Source organism: Kitasatospora sp. NPDC088783 (genome assembly GCF_044750705.1).
Classification (GTDB): Bacteria; Actinomycetota; Actinomycetes; order Streptomycetales; family Streptomycetaceae; genus Kitasatospora; species Kitasatospora fiedleri.
In genome coordinates, this window is record NZ_JBIVKJ010000006.1 from 317062 (window position 1) to 336488 (window position 19427).

Consider the following 19427-nt stretch of genomic DNA (forward strand, 5'->3'; position numbering starts at 1 on the left):
CCTGTTGAGGGGTGAGGACCTGCACCGGTCTGTTTCAGTCAGTACCGCGCTCGCGGACGATGCCGTGGGCACGGTGGGCGTGGAGGGTGTGGCCGGATGGAGCTTGGTACTTCCACTTGGCCGGGGTTCCGGTGCGGTGGTGGGGCAGGAGCCTGAGATCGCATGCGATGGGTGTGTCGGCCCAGGCGTCCGGGGTGTGGGTATTGCTGTCCTCGAAGGGCAGGTAGTGCGCGGGGGCCTGGATGCTGCGGCGCACCAGGTCTTCGACGGTGGCACGGTCGAGTTGTTGTCCGTCGGCAGGTTCGGGGAGCGGCCTGGTGCGTTGGCGGTTGAGCCAGTGACTGCCTTTTTGGTCGAGGTAGACGGGCAGGAGTCGGACGGTGGCGGCGCCCAGGCGGGTCGTCAGGTCGTCCTCGTCGCCGTCGTAGGTGGTCAGTGGGTAGAGGTCGGTGACGGCGCAGGGGCTGGGAATGGTGCGGATGTCCGCGGCGGCCTGTTGGGCGGCGTCGCGGGCCGCGAGCTGCCGGTCGTCGTACTGGGCGAGGGTTTGTTCGGCGAGGGCGTTGTAGTCGGCGTAGACGGTGTTGATCGCGGCGGCGACATCCTTGGGGACGTGGATCCTGCGGGTGGGCAGTTGTGCGAGGTGTTCGGCGGTGCGGCGCAGGAGCGCGGCTTGATAGACCTGTTTGTCGCCGTGGCCCCATGCCTGGGGCGGGAGCTGCCCGGTGGGGACGAGCACGGTGAGCGAGGGGAGGGGGGCCCAGGCGGGGCGGGTGCCGCGGCCGGTGATGTCGTGGCGGTGGCAGCGGCCGGCGCGCTGCAGGAGCTGGGCGAGGGGGGCGAGGTCGGAGATGACGAGGTCGGCGTCGATGTCGAGGCTCTGTTCGGCGACCTGGGTGGAGACGACGATGACGGGCCTGGTCGGGCGCGGGCCGGTTTTGCCCAGGAGTGTTTTCAGCCTGTCGGTGCTCTTGTCGCGGCGGCGTTCGCTCATGCGGGCGTGCAGGAGCAGGACGCGGGGGCGGCGGGTGCCGTCTTTGTGGGTGGTGAGGAGTTTGTAGGTGGCCTGGGCGTCGCCGACGGTGTTGCACACGACCAGGACGCTGCCTGTGTCGGCTGTCGCGTCGTACAGGGGGGCGAGATGGTCGAGGAGGGCGCGGGCGCGGCCGTCGGGCTTCTCGGGGTCGTGGGTGTGCCGGGCGGTGATGGTGGTGATGGGGAGGTCGCGGGCTCGGGTGGTCCTCAGGGCTTCAGAGGGGATGACGTCACCGGTGCGGGCGTCCGCGAACAGCCAGCCGGGGTAGGCGGGTTCGATGGTGCTGGGTTCGTGGTGGCCGGCGCCGGCGCGGTAGGCGTTGACGAGGCGGCGGGCGATGCCGCCGGCGAGGGTCGCGGAGAGCAGGACGACCGGGGCGCGGAGCTGGCCGAGCCATTCCAGGAGCCGGACGGTCAGGGCGTGGCCGTAGGCGTCGTAGGCGTGGGCTTCGTCGATGATGATCGTCTTGCCGGAGATGCCGAGCCAGCGCATGCAGCCGAACCGGATGGGAAGGGCGGCGATGGCGCCCTGGTCCCAGGTGGCGACGGTGGCACCGGAGAGCCAGCCGCGGTGGCGGCCGCGCAGCCAGTCGTTGGGGCGGACGCAGCCGCAGCCGGCGGTGAGGACGGTGTCGTCGGCCGGGCCTTCGCCGGGGGCGTATTTGAGATTGAGCCAGGCCATGGAGTGCTGCAGCGTTACCGTGATCGCGTTGGAAGCCTGTCGACCGACGTACTCGGTGACGCGTTCCCACATGGCGTTGGTGGTCGCCATCGTGGGCAGCAGCACGGCCAGTCCGGGCCGGCCGGACAGGGACGCGAGGACGAGTGCCGCGTACAGCGCGGACTCGGTCTTCCCGTCGCCGGTCGGGGCGGTGATCAGTACGAGCCCGCTCCGCCGGTCCTGCTTGTCGTCGGGGCTACCGCACGCCTGGATGACGTCGGGCAGCCGGTCGAGGTCGGCCTGCAGCGGATGCGGGTCCTTGATCTCGGGGAAGACGTCACGGAACGCGGCGGCGGGCTTCCAACGCGGTGCCTGCAGTTGGGTCCGGGCCAGTTCCCTCGGCGCGTATGCGACGGCCCGCTCGTAGTGGGCCTGCCAGTCGTGCGGGTCGTCGCGCTCCCACTGGGCCTGGCGGGCCTTGACCCAGCCGAGGCGGGAAGCGAGCCAGTCCGCAGTGACGATCAAGCCGGTCACCACTACAGCGACAGCCGGCTTCGCGATCCGGCGCGGTGCTACGGGTTTTCCGGTGAGGTCGTACAGCAGGTCGGCGATCTCCTGCCGCTCGCTCATCCAGCCCGGTGCTGTCCCGACCCGGGCGTCCCCGCCGGACGGATCTGTCAGGTGTTCCCGGTCGAGGGCGCGTCCGTACACGCCGTGGTGGCCGCCGAGGATCTGTGCGATCTGGTGCGCGCTGGACTTGCTCGGCCGAGAGGTGTTGTCGTAGCCGTATCGGGCGAGCAGGTGGGGGGCGACGAGGTGGGTGACCCGCTCGTGGGCGACTGGGTCTTGGTGCATCCATCCCATGGGCGGGACGAAGTCGGGTGTGGCGAGGAACACCGGAGCGGGCCCACCGGGTTGATCTTGGAAGCAGGGGCAGGCTTTGCCGATGTCGTGCAGGCCGGCCCAGAACCGCACCATGGCAGCGGCTTCGACGACGTCGACGCCGAAACCCTCGGCGATCATCTGCCGCTGCCCCTCGGACAGGTAGCTGTCCCAGAGCTCCCCGGCCATCGCGGCCGTGTCGATCAGATGCCCGCGCAACGGGTAATGCCTGGTCAGGCCCTTTGATTTCCCCCACATGCCGCACTCACGGCACGCACCACCGTGTCGCCGACTACCCACGACACCCTCCTCACTCGAATTCCAAGACTGCGGACAACACCTCGGCCCGAACCGCACCGCACCGCACCGAGGCCCCACCGCGTTCACACCGGGCCCAGGTCCAGACGCCCAGGCCCAGTTCCAGGTCCCGGCCGCAGCCCCGGCCTCCCAGGCAGGTACCGACGGTCCGGAACATCTCGCCCGTGCCCTCTGGCACCCGTCGTGCCCCAGGTGGAGCCCCATGCGCCGACAGGACGACGGGGCTCCACCCGAGCAGGAACACACCGGCCGGGAGACGGGCCGGGTACTTCAGGCGGCGATGCCTTCCCGCCAGGCCGTGAGCGTCGACACGAACTCGGTGCCGTACCCGCCGCACTGCTCAGCCGGATGCGACCTGTGGCTCTCCCACACCGGACGGCTCGTCCACGAGCGCCCGGCCAACCCGACATCCGGCACGTGCCGCGTCGCCGGACGGCCCGGCTCCGCGGCCGGCGCCCGCTCCGCGATGTACGCCACCCGCACCGGCGGCGCTTCCTTGCCCCAGGGTGCTTGCGGCTTGGGCCGGTGCAGAGGCATCCGCAGCAGCAGGTCCTCCACCTCGTCGCTCTCGGCAATCAGCACCGGTGTCGCGGGCGGGCAGGAACGCCGGCCCAGGTAGGGCGGGAAGTGCGGGCACCGCAACGCCCCTGCCACCTGCGCGACCACCTCGTCGGGGCCGAAGAGGGCAACCGTGAACGCCGCGTCTGCCAGGTACCAGCTGTCGAACAGCAGCGCGTCACCGCGGCGGTCGCCGCCCGCCGTCACCACCGTCCGCTCCTTCGGCAGGCCTCCACCGACCGTCTGGAAGTCCCGGACCCGCTTCCCGGGCCGGTCCACCCGCACCAAGTGCGACAACTCCTCCAGGTCCCCGATGTCCGAGCCCCGCGGCCGCCCGAGCACTGCGGCCAGCATCCCCGTCACACCGCTGCGCGTCGGCACCGGATACGTGTCGCGCACCTTGCCGCCTTTGGGACCACCCCACGACTGCAGCGGACCGGACAGGTGCAGCAGGACGCCACGGCTCAACGCGCCGACTCCAATTCCAGCTCCAGCGCGCGGCGGGTCGCCAACTCCACCAGGTCCCCCAAGCTGCCGATCCGCTTCCCCAGGTTCTGCACCCCCGACAGGTCGGCGGTGCCGGCGTGCCCGTGCTCGGCCAGCGCTTCCTTGTCGAAGAAGTCCGCGACGGCCTTCGCGTGCACGTCCAGCCGCTCGATGCTCGGCGCCGTCCACCCGCTTCCCGCCTTCGCCGTCACCGGCGCCTCGAACGCCCCCGACAGGTTCACCGGCTGATCGGTACGCACCGTCAGGTACACCAGCGCCGGCGGCGTGAACGGCGCCGTGTTGCGCTGCTTGGCCGTCGGCACCAGCACCGCCAGTTCGCGCAGAAACGCCCGCAGGAACTCCTCCGCCGCCTCCCGGTCACCGCCCATGTTCCCCACCAGCTCGCTCACGTTCACCGACCCGTAGCGGTAGTAGGTGCCCGAGGTGTGCCCGGCAGACCCCATGTGCGCCGAGCCCGCGTCCTCCCCCGGGATGTCGTCCACCGCGGTGAAGAAATCCGGCTGCTCCACCAGGGCGTGGGTCGTCAGGGTGTGCGCCACGCTCACCGCGCCGTCCACCGTCGACTCCGAGCTGTTCGCCAGCATCCGCCCGAACGCCGCGATCGACGCGTTGCGGCTCGACAGGATTTCCCGCACCCGCCCCTGCAGCTCCTTGACGAATGCCTTCTCCTCCTTCGACAGCGCCGGCGCCTTCGTCTTCTTGGTCTTGTCCGCTGCGGCCTTCGCCACCGCCTCCGCATGCGCGGCCACCTTCAACACCGCGCCCCGGTCAGCAACGACCAGGTCCGCCAGCTCCTGCGCCACCTGCTGCGGCACGTACAGCATGACGCTCGTCATCCCGCCCTCGCCGATAATCAACCCCTGGATACCCGACGCCATCACCACCGCCTGGCCGGCCGCCACCGCCTCCTCCTCGTCCCAGCCCCGCTCCCGCAGCAGCTGCGCGACCTGCGACGGCAGCCGACGCGTACGCAGCGCCCGTTCGCCGATCCTCTCCTCCACCCGCACCCGAGCCACTCGCTTCGTGTTCTGCGACGACGTCCGCCCCCGCAGCGCGCCACCGAACTCCACCGTCTTCGGACTGCCCAGGTCGTCCCTGTTCAGGTTCGACAGCGGATAGTCGTGCACCACGTGCGCGCAGATGTGAACAGCCATCAGGAAGTCTCCTCGGAACCGAAATCGTTCACGCCACCACCGGGCACCACAGCGCTGTCGCCGCCCGGCCCGTTCTCCTCACCACCGCCGTCGCCGTCCGGCGCCATGCCGTGGACGAAACTGAAAAACCAGCCGTTCGCGATATCCACCCGCCGCTCCGGCCAGCGCCGCAGATCTTGCAGCAGCAGCGGCCAGTTCAACGGCACCCCCTCACCGGCCACCCGCGCCACCAGCGGCCGGCACTGCACCACCAGAGCACCCAAGTCCGACAGCCGCGCCAACCGCTGCAGCCGCTCCTGCGCCGAGTCCTCGTGCAGCACCCCCGAGAACACCGCCATCCGCAGCGTCCACCCCAAGTCGCCCCACCCCGGACGCCACACCCGCGCCACGTCCGAACCGGACTCCCTGCGGCCGGCCGACACCGACGGCGACTGCGCCGCGAACATCCCCGCGACCGCCCCGTACGCCAACCGCCCCACCGGGTTCTGTGGCACCAGTCTGGCGACATGCACCGGCAGCTCCCATCCGGAGACCGTCCCCGCCGACGACAGCACCCGCCGCAGCCGAGCCCGTCCAGCAGGCGTCCCACAGGCCCTCGCGACCGCCTCCACGTACTTGACCTCGTAGGCGATCCACTCCGGCGGCCCCTCCGGGCCGCCCTCACCCTCCACGGGGGGCGCTTCCACGCCCGCACCGATCACATCCGTCACGACGCCATCACCTTCTCCTCCTTCTTCCTGTTCTTGGCGCGCGCCCGCTGCTCGGGCACACCCGCCAACGGACCCCGCGCCAACTGCACAGCCGCCATCCCCCGCACCGTCGCCGACCGCACCCCCACCGTCACCTCGTCGAACACCCCAAGAGCCAGCCGCCGAAACTGCGGCGCCTGCCCAGCCGGATCGGCCACCACACGCCAGAACTCCACCTCCGCCCGCTCCATGAACACCGCGATCCCCGGACCCACGAACCCCTCCCGGTCATCACTCCTACGACCGGGGTTCAACAGGTGCCACACCCGCGCCAGCGACTTGCCCAGCAGCGACGCCGCCTCCTCTGCCGCCCCCCGTGCCGCGGAAACCGCCGCCGCCCCGTCAGGACTGCACTCCTCCACCAGCTCCAGCACCGGCGGCGTCTCCCCCACCACCCACGCGCTGTTCTTGTCCTGCTTGTCCTGATCCCAGCCCAGCGCCCGCACCCGCAACGCCCGCCTCACCTCGACCGGAAGGTCCTTCGCGCTGTCGAAGACTCGCGGTCGGCGCGTCGTCACCTTGTCGCCCGGGCGCTCCTTCAGCAGCAATGCGTCCAGGTCACGCCACACCGCCCGCCGGTGGTTCGCCCGCACCGGACCGCCACTTGAGCGGTCGATCACATACGGGTCCACCGCCGCAGGAAGGTCCACGCTTGTCCCCCACGCGATCCGGCACCCCACCGTCTGCCCACCGCCCGCGCTAGGCGTCAGCAGCACGGCGTGCGCGGACCGGCCGGTCAACAACGACACCACCCCGCACGGCGCCGCCGGTGCCAGCGGATCCGGCAACTGCTCCGTCTCCCACGGCGCCAGGTCCTCCCCCGGACCCGACGGCCACGCATCGGGCTGCGGCACCGACAGGACCAGCGACTCGAACAAGTTTCTCCCTCGCGGGAACCAGCGCATCAACGCCCGCGCCGGCCCCGCCTTGCAGGACTTCGACGACCGCCCGCCGTGCGAGCGCACCGCCCCCATCCCCGACGGACCGAACGCCCGCCACGCCAGCACCCACCCCAACGCCTCCCCCGAGGCAACCGGCACCGACTCGGCGATCCGCCCGCTCCACATCGCGTTCGCCCCCGACGGACGGTCCATCACCAACCGCCCCGCCGGCACCACATCCCCCGCCTCCAACGCGAGCCGCGGATCCTGCATGAACGGCCGCACCCCGTCGTAGAGACCCAGCCCCGCCGAACACTCCCCCAGGTACTCACGGACCGCCTTCGCATCGAACCGGCCCTCGGCCAGGACCTCCTCCAACCGGTCCAGCCACCACTCTCCCAACCCTTCCCCGGCCCGATCGGCCGTCCGACCATCGAGCCCCGTCACCCGCGCCGCGAACGCCGCCAGCACCGGACGCACCGCCGACTCCACCGGCACCACACTGAAATCCAGCTCACTCAGCAGATGAGCCGCCAACAGCACGTTCTCCACCCCGGCGACCGCCTGCCCTCCCGGCTTCATGCCAGGCAGCACACCTCCCAACTCGCCCAGCTCCTCAGCAGACAAGTCCACCCGCGCCCTGACACGGACCCACCCGTCCGACGCAGCCGAAAACCCCTCGTCAGACACCAGCGCACACCTTTCCCAGACGTGTAGCCATCACAGGAGAAGAAGTAGCAACAGCCACCGACAGTTATTGATTGCTGACCATAAGTGATCAAAAATGTCTATCAATGATTCCTTTTGGCCAATAAATCGCGCACGGGCGGGACCGTCCGCGCGCGGAAGGGCCGAGAAGTTCGGCAGCTACGCCCTCCCCCGCACCTGCGGGATTCTGCCGCCCGGGACGCATCGGCCTTGCCGGCCCGGCCCGGAAGCCCGGTGGAGTCCCGCCCCGTCGTCGTACCGCCGTGCCAAGATGCACCCGCACACTGCTCTTTGACACCCCAACAGCCAAAAAATGGCAAAGAAATCGTAAAGCCACCATCATGCCGCAGTTCACGAAACACCCTCCCCGCACCCGCGGGGGTCAGCCGTAGTCCAGCTCGATGTCGGTGCCGTGCGTGGTGTTGTCCCCGCATGAGCGGAGGTCAGCCGCCGTCACCGGAGCCGGGCCCAACGTCCTCTCCGCCAGCGCGGGGATGGTCCCCGGCGGGGCCCCGTCATTACTTGTAGAGCTGACCTAGCGTCAGCATGCCCTCTACTTCTCTCGGATCCGGGCGGGCACAATCGGAGGCGACATCGAGGAGGTCCGTATGGACAGCACCATCGACATGGAGAATTCCGGTGGGGATGGGGGCGGCAGCGGGGGCGACGGTCACCCCGGCACGCCGTGGACTCCCCCGCCTACGCCGCCCTCGCCGGATGGCACCACCCCGCCCGGTGACGGTGGGCGCCGCAAGTGACCCTCGCACCCGACCAGGTGGGCCGCCTTGACCAGGGGCGGCCCTTCCCCGTTCCCCCCGCGTGGGCGCCCGCGTTCGACGCCGTACCCCGAGCGCTGTTCCTACCGGACCTGGTGTGGGCGCACGACATGGCCGACGGGACGAGCCGGCCCGTCGACCGGGGCGTCGACGAGGCGGGCTGGCTGGCGGCCGCGGCCGCGGACATCCCGATCGTGACCCAGTGGGACGACGGCGACCACCAGGGCACCGGAGCCGGCAACGTGCCCACCAGCTCCGCCTCGCAACCCTCACTGGTCGCCGCCATGCTCGACGACCTCCGGGCCGAACCCGGGATGCGGGTCCTGGAACAGGGCACCGGCACCGGCTGGAACGCCGCCTTGCTCAGCCACCGGCTCGGCGACACCAACATCACCACCGTCGAGATCGACCCCGCCGTCTGCGCGCAGGCCCGCACCGCCCTCCACACCGCCGGCTTCCACCCACACCTGGTATGCGGCGACGGCGCCCCCGGCCACCTGCCCAACGCCCCCTACGACCGCATCATCGCCACCTACGGCCTGCGCGACGTCCCCCGCGCGTGGATCGACCAGACCCGCCCCGGCGGCCTGATCCTCGCCCCGTTCGGCACCCACTACTCCAACGCCGACGCCCTGCTCCGCCTCACCGTCACCGGCGACGGCACCGCGACCGGGCCCTTCCTCCAGCCGGTCGAGTTCATGAAGATGCGTTCCCACCGCCTCGCCTGGCCAGCCAACCCCGCCCCCGGTGGCCTCGTTACCGAAACCACCACCACCGCCCAACTTCCTACCCACGGCAAGTTCGACCCGTTCCCGTTTGCCGCCGGACTGCGCCTGCCCGACATCGTCCACGCGATCCAGTCCCACCCCGACGGCGCCCGGACCCTGTGGCTGTACTCCCTCACCACCCCGGCCTGGGCCGCCGTGACCTTCCGCGACGACGAGAACACCCACCAGGTCCGTCAGTACGGCGGCCGCTGCCTATGGGACGAATTCGAACAGATCCTCCACTGGTGGTACGACGCTGGAGAACCGCACGTCGAACGCTTCGGTGTCACCGTCACCCGCGCCGGCTGGCACGCCTGGCTCGACAACCCCGGGCAGCCAGTCCGGCCGGACCCGGCGACCGGACCCCGAACCTAGGAACCGCGCGCCGGAAGGCCGGCACCTGACCGCGGTCTACCAGCCGACGGCGGCGCGCCCGAACCGGCGGATGGGTCGTCCCCGCGCGAGCGGAGGTCAGCCGGAGGCCCCGCCGCAGCCGGTGCCCGACGTCCAGTCATCCCCGCGCGAGCGTGGGCAGCCGGCCTTGCCGGTCCGGCGCGGGAGTGCGCTGAAGTCCTCCCCCGCGTCGTACCACCGTGGCACGATGCGCCCACACACCGCTCCTTGACACCCCAATAACCAAACACGGCAAAGAAACTGCAAAGCCACCACAACGCCGCAGTTCACGAAGGTTCTCCCCGCGCGAGCGGGGGTCAGCCGCCGCACGTGGTGGCCATCGTCTTGGACGCCCTGTTCTCCCCGCGCGAGCGAAGGTCAGCCGTGCTGTGTTGTCCGCGGACACCATGGTGTCCTTCTACCGGCGGGGGATCAGCAACTGTTGGTGGGTGGTCAGGTTGAGGTGGGCCACCGTGGGCCGTTGTCGGGGTCGGCGTGCCAGATCCACTGCCGCTCCGGGGTGACGGTCATGCCGTAGTCGTAGACCGACGGTCGACCGAGTTCCTCCCACTCCGCTCAGGCGTTCTCCGGCAGGTCGGCGAGATGTCGGGGGCCGCCCTGGGCACGGTAGACGCCTTCGGGCGTGGAGGACAGGGTGGCCCAGGACTCGTGGCCGTCGTGGATCCAGGCGCTGGCGCCGTCATGGTCGACGGCGGTGGTGATCACCGACTCGGGCAGGACGACGCGCAGGTGGGACAGCAGGCCCCAGTCGGTGCGCAGGTGTTCGGGGTCGCGGGTGGTGTGCTGTTCGGGGCCGGAGGGCGGGGTGTGGGCGCGGACGGTGGCGAAGTCCCGGGTTCCTGGTGGGGTGGTGGTGCGGTCGGGCATGAACTGGGCGAGGCCTTGCATCCAGCCGGTGGCGTGGGTGTGGTCGGGTGCGACGGCGAGGGCGGCGTGGCCGAGGCGGCCCCAGGGGAGGACGAGGCGCCCGCCGGGACGGGTCTGCTCGATCCAGGCCCAGGGCACCCGGTCGACGGCGTAGGTGGCGATGGCCCGGTCGTACGGGGCGCCGGCCGGGTGGCCGAGGCTGCCGTCCCCTGTCACCACGTCGACGTCCAGGCCCGCCGTCTTGAGCCGGGTGGCGCCGGCGGCCGCGAGGTCGGGGTCGACTTCGACGGTGGTCACCCGGCCGGGCCCGGCCCGGTGGGTGAGCAGGGCGGCGTTCCACGCGGAGGGGCTGGTGCCGAGTTCGAGGACGCGCTGTCCGGGTTCGAGTCGGAGGGAGTCGAGCATGTCGACGACCAGGGCCTGGGCCGAGAGGCTGGAGGTCGGCAGGCCGCCGGTGACCTGGGTGACCGCGGCGCGGTGCGCGGTGCCGTACAGCAACTCCAGCCAACGATCCGGGTTCGAGCCGCGGTCGACCGGCTGCCAGGCACAGCCGTCCCAGTCCCACAGCCGCTCGGGCGCGAACGCGTCGCGCGGGAGGCGGGCGACCGCGTCACGGATCCACGGCGAGCGCTCCGGCCACAACCCGCCGGGCGCCATCTCCCCGTCCAGCCGCCGCCGCGCCTCGGCGGCGGCTCGGGCAGCGGCACCGTCGACCGCGACCACCCGGGGCCCTTACTTCTTGTGCTTGCCGTCGCCGGGCGGCGGCGGGGGAACCTGGCCGTCGGAGTTCCCCGGCGGAGGCGTCCCCTGCCCCGAATCCGGCGCCGGCTTCTCGTGCTCACCCATCGCGCTCCCCCTCCCCCGACAGCCGTCGGACGGCCCGACCGGCCACCGTCCCACCCTTCCGCCACCGGCCGCCGGGCGGTGGTACGCGTCAGAACGCATGACAGGTCGGCGAGTTGACGCCGACCTCCCGCACTCCGCCCAGCCGGTCGGCGGACCCCACCTCACACCGTCGTACCACCATGCCAAGGTGCACCCACACCGCTCCTTGACTCCTGAACGCATCGAACAACCAGGCATGGCAAAGAAACGGCAGAGCCGTCACAACGCCGCAGGTCGCGAAGGGCCGTCCCCGCGCTGCCCGCGCGGGGTACCGGGCGGGCGGATCAGGGGTGCGGGCCGACGCGCACCGTCTTGACGGCACCGCCGCTGCTCCAGGTCCGGTGGATGCGCCAGCCGTTACCGGCGCGATGCGGCTGCCGTGGACAAGCTCGCCGAGGTAGCCGGGCAGAGCGGGGTGGCGGTGAGTGCGCAGTCCAGGGGGCGGAGGTCGGCGGGGTGCGGAACGGGCGGGGCCCCGCGTCCTGTGCGGACGCGGGGCCCCGATCGGCCCGGGTGCGGCGGGTCAGATGCCGGTGCCGTTGCCGTAGTAGTCGCCGACCTGCTGGCGGTAGGCCGGGTCGTCGGCGTGCTGGTCCTTGTCGTACTCGGGCGAGTTCTTGACCTCGTCCCGGGTGCGGTTGACCCACACCGTCTTCTCCTGGTCGTCGACCCGGGTGACGGTGCCCGCCGGGAGCAGCACCTCGCGCCCGAAGATCCACGGGCCGGTGTCGACCACGAGGTAGCCGGCGCCGACGTCCACGGTGTGCTTGTCGACCTTGCCGATGTGGCCGTCCGTCGCCTCGACCCGGTACCCCGTCAGGTTCGCGCCCGCGGCGTAGCCCTCGGCACCCTCGTAACCCCACATAGCCTCGGTCATCGCTGCCTCCTCGTTCGGCGTGCCTGGTCCTCCGTACGACAGGCCGCCTGCCCCGGTCCCCGGCGAACATGCCGCACCGGACGCGCCCTCCGGGAGGCTCCGCGTCGCCACCCGCTCCCGGGCCGGGCGGTACCGGCAGGAGTCCGGACTGCCGGACCGGGCATGCGCTGCCCCGCGGACACGGCGGGACGGTTCCGGGAAGCAGGAGGAAGAGACGTTGGAAGAAGAGCGGAAGAAGCGGCGCCGCGGGGCCCCCGCCGCCCCCGGCAGGAACTCCGGCGGGAGCTCCGGCGGGAGGAGTGCCCGGCCGGGGCGGGGGGATCCCCCCGCGTACCTGCCGGACGGGCTCGTCCGCCTGGCCCTGTACCTCGGCTACGGCGCGTTCTGGGCGCTGGGCTCCCGGCTGCTCCTCGGGCACGGAATCTGGAGCGCCCTGGTCGCGGTCGGCGCGCTCGCCGGCGCGGCGGCCCTGTGGTTCGTCCCCTCGTGGTGGAGAAGGGCGCGCCGTCGCGTGGGCGGCAGGCCGTCTTCCGCCGGAGGTCCGCGCGGTCCCCGCGGCGGCAGGACGGGGCCGGGCTCGCGGCGCCCGCCGCTCCCGCCACGGCCCCGGGCGGGACAGCGCCCGCAGCCCGGTCAGGTCTGGTACGCGTACGTCCCCTTCGAGGAGGGGGACGGCGGCAAGGACCGGCCCTGCCTGGTCGTCGGCGCGGGACCGACGGGTGCGACCGTCCTGAAGATCACCAGCCAGGACAAGAGCGACTTGCCCGAGCACTACTGGCCGATCGCCAACACGGGGTGGAACCGTTCGGGGCACGAGAGCAGTTGGCTCCAGAACCACACGCCGCTGCGCGTGCCCTACGACGGGTTCCGCCGACCGCTGGGGCTCTGCCCGGCCGACCTGTGGCGCGAGGTCACCGACCGTCTCGACCTGTCGGCGGCCCGCTGACCCGGGCCCGCCCGGGCAGGCCCGCTCCGGCCGGCAGCAGGCTGGCGGACCGCCCTTCCCGCCAGCCCGAGCCACCTCACCCGCAGGGTCCAGGCCCACGGCCACCACGGCCACCAACATCGGCCCGGCCCGGGCAGGGCCGTCCCCGCCCCCGCGGGGACGGCCCCCCGACGGAGTGAAAAGCCGTTCCATGGACCGGGTGAGGGTTGGGCCGGGAGCGGGGGGAGAGACGGTGTCTGTGCATCTGAGCCCCTCCGGCCGGGCCTGCCCGCGCTCAACCGGTCCGTGGGGACGACCGAAGGAGCGAACCGCATGGCCGCCGACCCCGTCACCGCCGCCGAAGTCTCCGCCGACAGCGGTGGCGACGACTTGGCCCACTGGCTGCTGCGCGCCTGCGCCCTGGACGCGGCCGCCCGGAGCACCACCGGCGCCGAGCTGCCCGACTGGCGGATCGTCGACACGCTCACCGCCGTCCTGAACGGCTGGGAGCGGCGTGCCGTCCTGGCGACGGAGGCGACACTGGCCACCGCTGTCCTGGCGCTGCAGTCGACCGCCTGTCTGCTGCGCCGCTTCGACAACGATCACGACCTCGCCCGGCAGTGGCTGCTCGACTTCGGCCACCGCTTCGCCGGGAAGCAGGGCCACCCGCACTCCGCCGGTCCCACCGCGATCGAGGTCCTGGACACCGCGGTCCTCGAGGTCCGGCAGCACCCCGGGGCGCCGTCGGCCGCCGCGCTGGTCCACATCGGCGCGCCGGTGCTGGACCACATGCGTCCGGCGTCCCGGGCGGAGGACGCCCGCGAACTGCTGCTGACCCTGGGCCTGTGGGCGGGCAACGACCTCGCCCGGCTCGCAGACTGGGACGACGCCCGGATCGCCGCCCACACCCGTCCGAGGACCGGCTGACGCCCGCCGACGTCGCGCGTCGGACGGCAGGGCGCGGGATCGGTCAGCAGCCTCGGGCGCCCCTGGCGGACTTGGCCGGGCTGTGGTGCAGGAGTCGGACGAAGAGGACCAGGACGTCCGGCCGCACCTCGACCCGGCCAGCTCCGGCGGTAGCCGAACGTCCGCTCCTGGAGCGGGATGCTGACGTCCATGTCCCGGGGCAGGCCGCGCAGCACCAGGTCGCACGGCACGCCCACCACCGCGGCCAGCGCGGCGGACATGCCAGTCGAGACCCTCTCCGCACTCGCCCGCCGCCAGCACGAACACCGCGCCCGCACCGACTCCCGCCACGGCGTGCAGAGCGTCACCGACAGCACCAGCCGCATCGCCCCCGCCGCGGCCTCGTCCACCTCCTGCGCCTGGCCGGCGACTTCACCGCCGCCCACCAGGCCGCTCAGGGCCTCGGATGGAAGGGCCGCGAACAGCGGATCCTCGGCGGCACCGACTCAGGCCAACGGTCGGCCGCCGGACTGCGCATCGATCAACTTCCTTGCTTTCCCCACCAGTTCGGCATTGTCACGGGCGGGGGAGCCGTCCGGCAGGTGGAGGACGTCCTCCAAGCCGATCCGGGTGTCCAGGCCCCGGGCGGCGGCCATCGCCAAGACCGGCCAGGCCGAGCCGTCCTCCCCGTGGAGCAGGACCGGCAGATCCGTTCCGGCCCGCAAAGTGTCCAGCAGCGCCTCGGCACCGACCAGGGCGGCTGCCGGGTCCGTCTCGGTGATCTCGGCCAGCACCCGCAGCGCGCGGTGGGCCCTCGGCCAGGCGAGGAAGCGGCGGGCTGCGTCGGTGCCGGAGAAGATCCCCACCTCGATGCCGACCCCCCGGGCCAACAGCGCGTCGGCGACCAGGTCCGCGCCGTCCTCGTGCCAGTTCACCGAGGCGTGGTCGGGCAGCACGGTCCAGGCCCGCACGTGCGCGGCGCGCCGCTCTGGGTCCGGCGCGGCCCACGCGCCCGTGGTCACACCGATCCGGACGCCGGGCACCGCCGCGCGCACCGCCGCGACGGCGGCAGCCACGTGTTCCGGCTCCAGCGTGTCCCGGCCCGCGGGACCCTTGGGGTGCAGGTGCACGTCCTCGGCCCCGGCGCGCACCGCCGACCGGACCTCAGCCGCCAACTCCGTTACGGTCAGGGGGAGACGATCGCACTCGACGCGGCTCCTGGACCCGTTCGGGCATACCTGCAGCATGCGGACGATCCTCTCAGAAAGTGCTGGGTGGCTGCTCAACCGCTTGGTGCGATGCGGGACCGTCCCCGCGCACACGGGAAGGACGGTGTCCACCCCGTACTTACCGGTGCTGGGCGGGGCAGACCTCCGCGCGAGCGGGGGGCGGCCTTGGTGCTGTAGCGGTGCTCGTGGGGACGGAGCGTCAGCTCTTGGGCCGTGGACGCGTTCCGGCAGGCATCGTTGCGGTGCTAGCCGTCGGTGGACCAGCGGATGGTCAGGTCCGGGGTGTTCGTGGCGGTGGCGAGGCGGGTGAGGGCCGGGGTGAGGGACTCGGTGGGCGGGCGGTGGGTGAAGGGGGTGAGGGTGAGGGTGGGGCCGTCCTGGTGCCAGGTGCCGGTGATGCGGCCGTCGACCAGGAGGAGTGGGGCGATCCGGCCGGCGGTACGGCTGACTGCGGGGCGGTGGGCGGGTGGGAGGATTTCGGTGGCCTTGGTGCCCGGGCCCAGGACGTACTGGTCGAAGGGGCCGAGCAGGTGGACCGAGCCGGTGGTGGGGGCGGGGGTCGTGAGGTCGTCGAGGTGTTCGGTGAGGGCGTGGGCGGGGGTGCCGTCGACGGTGACTTCGGTCAGTCGGTCGCCGAGGGCGGCGGCGAAGCCCTTGAGGACGCTCCGGCGCAGGCTGTTGCGGGAGAGCCAGGCGTCGAACCGGTCCAGGTCGGCCGGGCCGTACGCGCCGAGGTAGGCGGCGAGCAGGCGCGGGCCGGCCTGGTCCACCGGGGGGAGGCCGGGCCAGGTGGGGCTGTGGTTGGCCGGGTGGGTGAAGGCGGTCCGGCCGTGGGGGGCGGGCGCGTGGCAGAGTGCGCCCTGCCAGGCGAGCGGTTTCAACAGCGTTCCCCAGCCGGAGCGCAGTTGTTCGGTCAGCTCGGCGAACCGGGGGTCGGCGGCGAGGGCGGCGGTCAGTTCCTCCCTGGTCAGCACGGTGCCGTCGAGCAGTTCGGCGACGGCTTCGACCAGCTGGGCGACCTGGGCCGGGGTCGCGCCGAACTCCCTGGTCCAGGCGGGTTTCTCCCAGGTGCGGGCGGAGCCGATCAGGGCCAGTGCGTCGGCGGCGGTGGCGGGGTCGAGCAGGTGCAGGGTGCCGCGCTGGGCCCAGGTGCGCAGCAGGCGGCCGTCGGCGAGGGCGGTGCGCAGTTGCGCGGCGGCGCCGGGGCCGGAGCCGGTGCGCAGGGCGACGGCGAGTTCGGCGGCGGCCGGGACCTGGGCCTGCACCCCGGCGAGGCGTTCGACCACGGCGACCGGCCCGTCCGGGGGCGGTGCAGTGCCGAGGTGTTGGCGGCGCAGGCGCCAGGCCAGCACCTGGTCCGCCGTCAGTTCGACTCCGCCCACCGCCCGTCCCCCTCCGTGCCGGTTCCCGAGGGCACCGACCCTAGCCGTCGGCACTGTCAGCGGCCGTCCGGGGCAGGGGCGTTCAGGGCGCGGGCGGGGCGGGGACGGGCTGCTCGGGCGGGCCGGGGTAGGGGAGGATCTGGCGGAGCAGTCCGCGCGGGTGGCCGCGGCGGCGCCACTCGCGGGGGTAGCCGATCGAGACCTCCTCGAAGCGCACGTCCTCGTACCAGGTGGTGCGGGGGATGTGCAGGTGGCCGTAGACCACGGCGGCGACGTTGAAGCGGCGGTGCCAGTCGGCGGTGCGGTCGGTGCCGCACCACTGGGCGAAGTCGGGGTAGTGCAGGATGTCGGTGGGGCGGCGGTCGAGCGGCCAGTGGCTCGCCAGGACCAGCGGCAGGCCGGGGTCGTGCGCGGCGAGCGCCTTCTCGGTGGCCTCGACCCGTTCGCGGCACCAGTCGTCGACGCCGGCGTAGGGCGCCGGGTCGATCCGGTACTCGTCGGTGCAGACCACGCCGTTCTCGTGGGCGCGGGCCAGCGACTGCTGCTTGTCGGCGACGCCGGGCACCCGCCAGCTGTAGTCGTAGAGGGTGAAGACGGGGGCGACGGCGTACGGGCCGCCGGGGCCCCGCCAGACCGGGAAGGGGTCCTCGGGGGTGTGGACGCCGAGGGCGCGGCAGCGTTCGACCAGGAGCTGGTAGCGGGCGGGGGCGGGGAGGTCGACCTGGTCGTGCGCGGTGCTCCACAGTTCGTGGTTGCCGGGCGTCCAGATCACCTGGGCGAAGCGGCCGGTGAGGAAGCGCAGCGCCGCCTCGACGTCGCGGACCTGTTCGGCGACGTCGCCCGCGACGATCAGCCAGTCGTCGGGACCGGTGGGGTGGAGCGCTTCGAGGGTGCCGCGGTTGTCGGCGACGCCGACGTGCAGGTCGCTCACCGCGAGCAGGCGTCCGTCCGGCACCGTTCCCCCGTCCTCGTCTCGGCCCGGCGTCCCGGCAGCGGGACGCGCGTTGACACGCTACCGCCGAGGCGGTGGGGCGCGCCAGCGGGCCGTTCTCCGGTCGGCGCGTCAACGCCCGGCGGAACCACGGGTGTTCAGTTGTCACATGTATGGATGTTCGCTCTACATACGGTCATTCGATGTGTAGTTTCAACACTCTGTTGACTGACGGGGCCATGACTATATCTTCTCGGCATGCGGCCGATCCGGCCGCCGCCACCGGATTGAGGAGTCGTCATGCCCGCTTCCGGCACCACCCGGATGCTCCGTCGCGCCGCCACCGCGGCCGCGTCCGCAACCCTGCTCGTCGGCGCCGTCGCCGCCGTCCCCGCCCAGGCCGCCGCGCCGGGCACCCCCGCCGGCTTCCACCCCGAACGGGACTTCGCCGGCTCGACCGTCGCCGGCCACGAGGGCCGCACCGACACAGCCGACACCGCGAGCGCCTTCGCAGCACTGGCCGCCACCCAGACCAAGGGCATGGACGTGTCCAGCTACCAGGGCAACGTCGCCTGGAGCACCGCGTACGCCAACGGCGGCCGGTTCGCCTACGTCAAGGCCACCGAGGGCACCAGCTACACCAACCCGTACTTCTCCCAGCAGTACAGCGGCTCGTACAACGTCGGGATGATCCGCGGCGCCTACCACTTCGCGCTGCCGAACGTCTCCAGCGGCGCCACCCAGGCCACCTACTTCGTCGGCCACGGCGGCGGCTGGTCCAAGGACGGCAAGACCCTGCCGCCCGCCCTGGACATCGAGTACAACCCGTACGGCGCCACCTGCTACGGCCTGAGTCAGGCCGGGATGGTCAGCTGGATCCGCGACTTCTCCAACACCGTGCACAGCAAGACCGGCCGCTACCCGACGATCTACACCACCACCGACTGGTGGACCACCTGCACCGGCAACAACTCCTCCTTCGGCGCCACCAACCCGCTCTGGATAGCCCGCTACGCCTCCGCCGTCGGCACCCTGCCGGCCGGCTGGTCCTACCAGACCATCTGGCAGTACTCCGACTCCGGCACCCTGCCGGGCGACCAGAACTACTTCAACGGCGCCTTCGACCGCATCCAGGCCCTCGCCAACGGCTGACCCACCGCACCCCCGCCCGCCCCGCCCGCCCGCAGCCGTCCACAGCCGGACTCCGCCCCGCACCGGCTGCGGACGGGCGAACGGGCGGGCGGACGGGCGGGGATGCTCAGTCGCGGCGCAGCACCAGCAGGTCCATCCAGCTGACGGCCTCCTCCTCCGGTCGCTCGGCGGCCGCCCGGCGCAGCCGGTCGAGCCCGGCCTGCCACGCCTCGTCGGGCAGGGCGCGCAGCTTGCTGTCCGCGTCGCGGCGCAGTCCGGCGGCGAACGCGGCCAGGGTGGGCGCGGAGCGCTGCGGCAGCGAGCGCAGGGCGACCGGGGTGAACCCGGCCGCCTCGAACGCCGTCGTGACGTGCTCCACGGTCGGGTAGTCGGCGATCCCGGCGGCGGTCTCCGGGAAGTACCGCACCCGCAGGTCGCGTTCGCACCGGCCGGGGAAGGCGTTGCGGATCAGCACCGTCCCGCCGGGGCGCAGCACGCGGTGCAACTCCCGTGCGGCGGCGGCGAGGTCGCCGATGTGGTGGACCACCGAGCCCAGCCAGGCGGCGTCCGCCCCCGCGTCCGCGACCGGCAGCTGTTCGGCCCGGCCGTCGAGGACCGTGATCCCCTCCCCCACGGGGATCAACTCCCGCATGGCCGGGGCGGGTTCGACGGCCACCACGTGGACGCCGAACCAGTCGCGCAGCGCGGTGGCGAAAGCCCCGGTGCCCGCCCCGACGTCGAGGACGGTGGCGCCGGGGCTCGGCGCGGCGTGCTCCGCGATCGCCTCCCGCCAGGCGGTCAGCCCCTCGCGGGGGATCTCCCGGGCCGCCCGGTAGTCGGCGGCGGTGCTGGCGTCGTACACGGTGTCGGCCACGGCGGGCTCT

15 protein-coding genes are annotated in these 19427 nt (G+C 72.6%); 4 read left to right on the top strand and 11 right to left on the bottom strand.

The window, feature by feature from the left end; translation table 11 throughout:
* Nucleotides 1–34 precede the first annotated feature (34 nt).
* From cas3 to casA, 5 genes are all read right to left on the bottom strand, one after another.
* A complete protein-coding gene (cas3, locus tag ACIP60_RS19565) occupies nt 35–3100 on the bottom strand; it encodes a CRISPR-associated helicase Cas3' (RefSeq protein WP_400686028.1) in 3066 nt (1021 codons plus the stop codon).
* Nucleotides 3101–3166: 66 nt separating this feature from the next.
* Nucleotides 3167–3922: a type I-E CRISPR-associated protein Cas5/CasD gene (gene cas5e, locus ACIP60_RS19570; RefSeq protein WP_400686030.1), complete on the bottom strand. Its 756-nt coding sequence runs from the start codon at nt 3920–3922 to the stop codon at nt 3167–3169.
* A complete protein-coding gene (gene cas7e / locus ACIP60_RS19575) occupies nt 3919–5115 on the bottom strand; it encodes a type I-E CRISPR-associated protein Cas7/Cse4/CasC (protein WP_400686033.1) in 1197 nt (398 codons plus the stop codon). The genes cas5e and cas7e overlap by 4 nt, the downstream gene beginning before the upstream one ends.
* Complete coding sequence (gene casB, locus ACIP60_RS19580) at nt 5115–5825, bottom strand: type I-E CRISPR-associated protein Cse2/CasB (protein WP_400686035.1); 711 nt, start codon at nt 5823–5825, stop codon at nt 5115–5117. Before casB ends, cas7e begins: the two co-directional genes overlap by 1 nt.
* Nucleotides 5822–7435 carry a type I-E CRISPR-associated protein Cse1/CasA gene (gene casA, locus ACIP60_RS19585; protein WP_400686038.1) on the bottom strand — a complete coding sequence of 538 codons (1614 nt, stop codon included), beginning with the start codon at nt 7433–7435 and terminating at the stop codon, nt 5822–5824. Before casA ends, casB begins: the two co-directional genes overlap by 4 nt.
* A gap of 772 nt (nt 7436–8207) precedes the next feature.
* On the opposite strand from casA, the gene ACIP60_RS19590 reads away from it, so the two are divergent.
* Entirely contained in the window at nt 8208–9371 is a 1164-nt protein-coding gene (locus ACIP60_RS19590) for a methyltransferase domain-containing protein (protein ID WP_400686041.1), read from the top strand.
* Nucleotides 9372–9965: 594 nt separating this feature from the next.
* On the opposite strand, the gene ACIP60_RS19595 is transcribed toward ACIP60_RS19590, so the two are convergent.
* Nucleotides 9966–11000, bottom strand: coding sequence for a protein-L-isoaspartate O-methyltransferase (locus ACIP60_RS19595; protein WP_400686044.1), 1035 nt, complete (start codon nt 10998–11000; stop codon nt 9966–9968).
* A 685-nt stretch (nt 11001–11685) separates the two neighbouring features.
* Nucleotides 11686–12039: a PRC-barrel domain-containing protein gene (locus ACIP60_RS19600; RefSeq protein ID WP_400686047.1), complete on the bottom strand. Its 354-nt coding sequence runs from the start codon at nt 12037–12039 to the stop codon at nt 11686–11688.
* Between the two features lie 217 nt (nt 12040–12256).
* Between ACIP60_RS19600 and ACIP60_RS19605 the strand changes: the two genes are divergently transcribed.
* Together ACIP60_RS19605 and ACIP60_RS19610 are read left to right on the top strand one after the other, a co-directional pair.
* Nucleotides 12257–12985, top strand: a complete 729-nt coding sequence (locus ACIP60_RS19605) for a type II toxin-antitoxin system PemK/MazF family toxin (RefSeq protein ID WP_400686050.1) — start codon at nt 12257–12259, stop codon at nt 12983–12985.
* 312 nt (nt 12986–13297) lie between these two features.
* Nucleotides 13298–13891 (top strand): hypothetical protein, encoded by a 594-nt coding sequence (locus ACIP60_RS19610; RefSeq protein WP_400686053.1) that lies wholly within the window; start codon nt 13298–13300, stop codon nt 13889–13891.
* A 485-nt stretch (nt 13892–14376) separates the two neighbouring features.
* Here ACIP60_RS19610 and ACIP60_RS19615 read toward each other — a convergent pair whose 3' ends face one another.
* The 3 genes from ACIP60_RS19615 to ACIP60_RS19625 form a co-directional block, all read right to left on the bottom strand.
* Nucleotides 14377–15117, bottom strand: coding sequence for a 3-keto-5-aminohexanoate cleavage protein (locus ACIP60_RS19615; protein WP_400686055.1), 741 nt, complete (start codon nt 15115–15117; stop codon nt 14377–14379).
* Nucleotides 15118–15344: 227 nt separating this feature from the next.
* Nucleotides 15345–16481 (bottom strand): winged helix DNA-binding domain-containing protein, encoded by a 1137-nt coding sequence (locus ACIP60_RS19620; protein WP_400686057.1) that lies wholly within the window; start codon nt 16479–16481, stop codon nt 15345–15347.
* Between the two features lie 82 nt (nt 16482–16563).
* Nucleotides 16564–17436, bottom strand: a complete 873-nt coding sequence (locus ACIP60_RS19625) for a metallophosphoesterase family protein (RefSeq protein ID WP_400686059.1) — start codon at nt 17434–17436, stop codon at nt 16564–16566.
* Nucleotides 17437–17712: 276 nt separating this feature from the next.
* Here ACIP60_RS19625 and ACIP60_RS19630 point away from each other — a divergent pair, with 276 nt between their 5' ends.
* Complete coding sequence (locus tag ACIP60_RS19630) at nt 17713–18564, top strand: lysozyme (protein ID WP_400686062.1); 852 nt, start codon at nt 17713–17715, stop codon at nt 18562–18564.
* Nucleotides 18565–18670: 106 nt separating this feature from the next.
* On the opposite strand, the gene ACIP60_RS19635 is transcribed toward ACIP60_RS19630, so the two are convergent.
* The gene (locus tag ACIP60_RS19635; RefSeq protein ID WP_400686065.1) at nt 18671–19417 is read right to left on the bottom strand and encodes a class I SAM-dependent methyltransferase; all 747 of its coding nucleotides are present in this window, start codon (nt 19415–19417) and stop codon (nt 18671–18673) included.
* Nucleotides 19418–19427 lie beyond the last annotated feature (10 nt).

Excerpts from the sequence above, each read along its gene's own strand:
- ACIP60_RS19610 (WP_400686053.1), top strand. The coding sequence starts at position 13,298 with ATGGCCGCCGACCCCGTCACCGCCGCCGAAGTCTCCGCCGACAGCGGT.
- ACIP60_RS19630 (WP_400686062.1), top strand. The coding sequence starts at position 17,713 with ATGCCCGCTTCCGGCACCACCCGGATGCTCCGTCGCGCCGCCACCGCG.
- ACIP60_RS19615 (WP_400686055.1), bottom strand. The coding sequence starts at position 15,117 with ATGCTGCAGGTATGCCCGAACGGGTCCAGGAGCCGCGTCGAGTGCGAT.
- cas7e (WP_400686033.1), bottom strand. The coding sequence starts at position 5,115 with ATGGCTGTTCACATCTGCGCGCACGTGGTGCACGACTATCCGCTGTCG.
- ACIP60_RS19600 (WP_400686047.1), bottom strand. The coding sequence starts at position 12,039 with ATGACCGAGGCTATGTGGGGTTACGAGGGTGCCGAGGGCTACGCCGCG.
- cas3 (WP_400686028.1), bottom strand. The coding sequence starts at position 3,100 with ATGGGGCTCCACCTGGGGCACGACGGGTGCCAGAGGGCACGGGCGAGA.